The 4,826-nt window shown below is 70.1% G+C and carries 5 protein-coding genes and 1 tRNA gene; 4 read left to right on the top strand and 2 right to left on the bottom strand.

The window, feature by feature from the left end; all coding sequences use genetic code 11:
• Positions 1–89: 89 nt before the first annotated feature.
• Positions 90–788 carry a dienelactone hydrolase family protein gene (locus tag ACLN58_RS17840; protein WP_415856587.1) on the bottom strand — a complete coding sequence of 233 codons (699 nt, stop codon included), beginning with the start codon at positions 786–788 and terminating at the stop codon, positions 90–92.
• Positions 789–890: 102 nt separating this feature from the next.
• On the opposite strand from ACLN58_RS17840, the gene ACLN58_RS17835 reads away from it, so the two are divergent.
• Positions 891–2,432, top strand: a complete 1,542-nt coding sequence (locus ACLN58_RS17835; RefSeq protein ID WP_415856586.1) for a lipase maturation factor family protein — start codon at positions 891–893, stop codon at positions 2,430–2,432.
• Between the two features lie 61 nt (positions 2,433–2,493).
• On the opposite strand, the gene ACLN58_RS17830 is transcribed toward ACLN58_RS17835, so the two are convergent.
• Positions 2,494–2,579, bottom strand: a tRNA-Leu gene (locus tag ACLN58_RS17830).
• Positions 2,580–2,817: 238 nt separating this feature from the next.
• On the opposite strand from ACLN58_RS17830, the gene ACLN58_RS17825 reads away from it, so the two are divergent.
• From ACLN58_RS17825 to ACLN58_RS17815, 3 genes are all read left to right on the top strand, one after another.
• On the top strand, positions 2,818–3,573 hold the full coding sequence (locus tag ACLN58_RS17825) for an FhaA domain-containing protein (protein WP_415856585.1): 756 nt from the start codon (positions 2,818–2,820) through the stop codon (positions 3,571–3,573).
• Complete coding sequence (locus ACLN58_RS17820; protein WP_415856584.1) at positions 3,570–4,043, top strand: FHA domain-containing protein; 474 nt, start codon at positions 3,570–3,572, stop codon at positions 4,041–4,043. The genes ACLN58_RS17825 and ACLN58_RS17820 overlap by 4 nt, the downstream gene beginning before the upstream one ends.
• 2 nt (positions 4,044–4,045) lie before the next feature.
• On the top strand, positions 4,046–4,826 hold a 781-nt coding region (locus tag ACLN58_RS17815; RefSeq protein ID WP_415856583.1), incomplete at its 3' end, for a PP2C family protein-serine/threonine phosphatase.

Raw genomic sequence — 4,826 nt, 5'->3', positions numbered from 1 at the left:
GATCGGTGCGGTGCTCATGCTCGTGGCGGCCGCCGTCGTCGGCCGCGCCCTCGCCCGGCGCGCGAGGTGACCTCCCCTGAGGACCAGGGTCAGCGCACCTTCTCTCTCAGGAACTCGACTGAGCGGGACCACGCGAGCTTCGCCGCCTCGGGGCGGTAGTTGCCCTGGGGGTTGGAGTCGTTGGCGAAGGCGTGGGGCGCGTCGTAGAAGTAGAACGTGACCTCAGCGCCCGACTCGCGCCGTATCTGCTCGGCCTGCTTGCGGGCCTCCGAGGCCGGGTAGCCGCGGTCCTTCTCGCCGTAGTGGCCCTGGATCGCGGCGCGGACGCCGGAGAAGTGGTTCGGCACGCCCTGCCCCACGCCGTAGAACGGGACGGCGGCGCTGATCCGCTCGCCCTGCTGGGCCGCGAGCTGCAGGACGAATCCGCCGCCCATGCAGAAGCCGATCGCGCCGACGGTCGAGCTCGTGACTTCGGGCAGACTCAGGAGATAGTCGACGGCGCCCGCGAGCAACCGCGCGCCCTCGGCCTCGGGGAGGTCCCGCATGATGCGGGCGGCCTCGGCGCCGTCGTGCGCGACGCGCCCGCCGAACAGGTCCGGGGCGAGGGCCACGAAGCCTTGGGCGGCGAGGCGGTCCGCGATGTCGCGGATGTGGTCCACGAGCCCCCACCACTCCTGGATGACGATGACGCCCGGCCCCGAACCGGACTCCGGTCGGGCCAGATAGCCGTGGGCCTCGCGGCCCGAGGACGGGAACGTGACGTTCTGGAAGGGCCTCTCTGCGCTCATGGCACCACGCTAGCCGCCGGAGGTGGTCCGCGGGCAAGCAACGCCGCGCACACGTCGGCGCCGTTCGTACCGCGCGCCCCGGCCCCGGCGTAGCGTGGACGCATGGACTGGCTGCTCTGGTTCAGCGCGCCGGACTACCAACTGGCGCGCATCGTGCTGCAGCGGGGCATCGCCGCCCTGTTCTTCGTCGCGTTCCTCTCGAGCCTCAACCAGTTCCCGGCGCTCCTCGGCGAGCGCGGCTTCCTGCCCGCCCCCGACTACCTCGCGGCGTTCCATCGGCTGCGCCTGCGCCGCCCCACGCTGTTCCGGTGGGGCTACTCGGACCGGCGCTTCCGGTGGATGTGCGCCGCGGGCCTCGTCGTCTCTGGGCTCACGGTGCTTGGCGTCCCCCAGCTCGGGCCCCCGTGGGTGCCGCTCGTGGGGTTCCTCGTTCTGTGGGCGCTCTACATGTCGATCGTGAACGTGGGCCAGACGTTCTACGGCTTCGGGTGGGAGATGCTCCTGCTCGAGGCGGGGTTCACGGTGGCGTTCCTCGGCTCGGACCAGAGCCCGCCCCCCACGGCCGTGCTGCTCGTGACGGCGTGGCTCGTGTTCCGGCTCGAGTTCGGCGCGGGAATGATCAAGATCCGCGGCGGCCAGGAATGGCGCAACCTCACCGCCCTGTACTACCACCACGAGACCCAGCCCATGCCCGGGCCTCTGAGCCGCCAGTTCCACCTCCTGCCCAAGCCGCTTCACCGGGCCGAGGTCGTGGGGAACCATTTCTCGCAGCTCGTGGTCCCGTTCTTCCTCTTCGCGCCGCAGCCGATCGCGAGCATCGCCGCAGGGCTCATTGTCATCACGCAGCTGTGGCTCGTGCTGTCCGGGAACTTCGCGTGGCTCAACTGGTCCGCGATCGTGCTCGCGTTCAGCGCCGTAGGCGATCGCGCGGTGCACGCCCTGTTCCCGTTCATGCCGCTGCGGTACACGTCGGAATCGTGGGCGGACGCGTCGGCGGAGAATCATGCCGTGTGGTCCGGCGGGCTGTTCGCGGGCGGGCTCGGCGAGCCGACCGGCTACCCGGGCGACGTGTTCGCGTGGGCGTGGGCCGCCGTCGCCCTCGCCGCGGCCGTGCTCCTCGCGGTCCTCGGCTACTGGCCGGCGAAGAACCTCCTCTCGGATCGGCAGCTCATGAACGCGAGCTTCAACCGCTGGCAGCTCGGCAACACCTACGGCGCGTTCGGCACGGTCACGAAGCGGCGAATTGAGATTGTCGTCGAGGGCACGCTCGACGAGGTCCCGACGGACGGCGCCGAATGGCGCGAGTACCGCTTCAGGGGCAAGCCCGGCGAGCCGGGCCGGCTGCCGCGGCAGTGGGCGCCGTACCACCTGCGGCTCGACTGGCTCATGTGGTTCCTCCCCCTGCGGACCGTGCACGAGGAGTGGTTCTACGCGTTCCTGTTCAAGCTCCTCGACGCCGACCCCGCGACGCTCCAGCTGCTGCGCGCCGACCCGTTCGGCGGCGAGCGGCCGCGCTGGGTGCGAGTGCGCAACGCGCTGTACGAGTTCTCGACGCGGGAGCAGTTCCGTGCGACGCGCGAGCGCTGGGTTGTGACCCCGATGCACGTGCTCATCCGTCCGGTGCAGCTCAAGGACGTGCGGTAGCGGCACGGGCGCGGGCCTGCCATGAAAAAGGCCCCCGATCCGAAGATCGGGGGCCTCAACGTGGTGCGCGAGGCGGGATTTGAACCCGCACGCCCTTTCGGACACTGGCACCTGAAGCCAGCGCGTCTGCCGTTCCGCCACTCGCGCTCACCCTCTCGCAAGGCCCGGAACAACGCCCAAACCCGCGAAGGCAGCGAGAACAAGCATAGCCGAGCGCACTACGGATATGAAATCGATACGCAGCCGCACTGGGCCCCGCGAGGGTCCGAGGGAGGGTTTTTGGAACCCGACCAGTAGTATCGGAGGAGCGTCGCACGAGTGCGTGCCAGTCACCCGTGCAGCGCCGCGCCCCCTGCCGGACGGCAACCGAGAGAGGAGGACGGCCATGGGACTGCTCGATCGCCTCGAGCTCGGCATCGAGAAGGCCGTGCACGGCGTCTTCTCAAGGGGCTCCAACGCCCAAGTACAGCCCGTCGAGATTGCGAGCCGGCTGCGCCGCGTCATGGACGGCCAGGCCATTTCGATTTCCCAAGGGCGCACGCTCGCGCCCAACGTCTTCGAGGCGCGCCTCGGCGACACCGACTTCGACCGAGTCCAGCAGTGGGGGCAGCCGCTTGCCGAGGAGCTGTGCGACGTCGCCGTCCAGCACGCTCGCTCCCAGGGCTATACCCTCCAGGGGCCGGTGCGCTTCTCCTTCAAGCACGACGGCGAACTCAAGCCCGGCGCTTTCGAGGTCACCGCGCGCTCGGACAAGGGCGAGTCCCCCGCGGCCCCGGGCCGCCCTCGGGTACCCTCGGTGCCGCCCGCCCCATCTGCCCCGCCCCGCCGCCCATTGCACCTCCACCCAGTCCTCGAGATCGACGGCCAGCGCTACTCGCTCAACGCCGACTCGATCGTGCTGGGCCGCTCCTCGGAGGCGGACATCGTGGTCGATGACACCGGCGTCTCGCGCCGACACATCGAGGTCCGGCAGAGTCAGGGCCGCTTCTACGCGGTGGACCTCGGCTCGACGAACGGAAGCTACGTCAATGGCGAACGCGTGAACGGCACCGCCGAACTCCTGGACGGCTCAGTGATCAGCATGGGCCGCACGCGCATCACCTTCCGCATGCTGCCGGCCCCACTGGGAGGAACTGCGTGAACGAACTGACGCTCACCGTCCTGCGCCTCGGCTTCCTCGTCCTCATGTGGGTGCTCGTTTTCAGCGTCGTGGGAGCGATGCGCCGAGACCTTGCGGTGGGGCGCCGGAACAAGACGGGTGCGCCGACCGCGCGCCAGGTCCGCAAGAACCCCGAACTCGCCGAGCCGCCCGCGCGGCAGCAGGCCCATCACCTCGTGGTCGTCGAGGGTCCGCTCGCGGGAACGAGCATGCCGCTCGGCGAGAGCCCCATTCTCTTGGGCCGCGCGCAGGAGGCCACGCTCGTGCTCGAGGACGATTACGCGTCCGGCCGCCACGCCCGCCTCTTCCCCCAGGGCAGCCGCTGGTTCATCGAGGACCTCGGCTCGACGAACGGCACGTACCTCGCTGACCGCCAGCTCACCCGTGCACAGCCCGTGGACCTCAACGCGCCGATCCGGATCGGCAAGACCGTGATCGAGCTGAGGCCCTGAACTTGCCGGACACTCAGCTGATCCTGCGGTACGCGGCTCGCTCCGATGTGGGCAGGCTGCGCGCCAAGAATGACGACTCCGCCTACGCGGGCCGTCATCTTGCCGTCGTCGCGGACGGCATGGGCGGTCACGCGGGCGGCGACGTCGCGAGCGCGTCCACGGTGCTCGACCTCGTTCACCTCGATCACAGCGGCTACGCGGGGGACGCGGGCACGGTCCTCGCGGATGAGATCCAGACCGCGAACTCGCTCCTCTCCGAGCTCGTGGCCGCCAATCCGAAGCTCGCGGGCATGGGCACCACCGTCACGGCGCTTCTGCTCAACGGCTCAAAGCTCGCGTTCGCCCACATCGGCGATTCCCGCGCCTACCGCCTGCGCGGCGCCACGTTCGAGCAGATGAGCGTGGACCACACGTTCGTACAGCGCCTCATCAGCGAGGGCCGGCTCCGCCCCGAGGAGGCGGAGACCCACCCCCACAAGAACGTGCTCATGCGGGTCCTGGGCGACGTCGACGCGAGCCCCGAGCTCGACCTCACCTCGTTCGACGTCGGCGAGGGCGAGCGCTGGCTCCTGTGCTCGGACGGCCTCAACTACGTCCCGCACGAGATCGTCGAGCAGACGGTCAAGAACTTCGAGGACGTGGGCGAGTGCGCAGACCGCCTCATCGCGCTCACACTGGCCGCGGGCGCCCCGGACAACGTGACGGTCGTGGTCGCCGACATCGTGACGACCGCCGTCGATGACGACGAGCAGCCCGTCTCCTCGCCCACCGCGGCCGCCTCGA

This window comes from Sinomonas sp. G460-2 (assembly GCF_047759905.1).
Classification (GTDB): domain Bacteria; phylum Actinomycetota; class Actinomycetes; order Actinomycetales; family Micrococcaceae; genus Sinomonas.
Note: the sequence above shows the minus strand (reverse complement) of the source record. Positions and strands in the feature narration are given on the sequence as shown.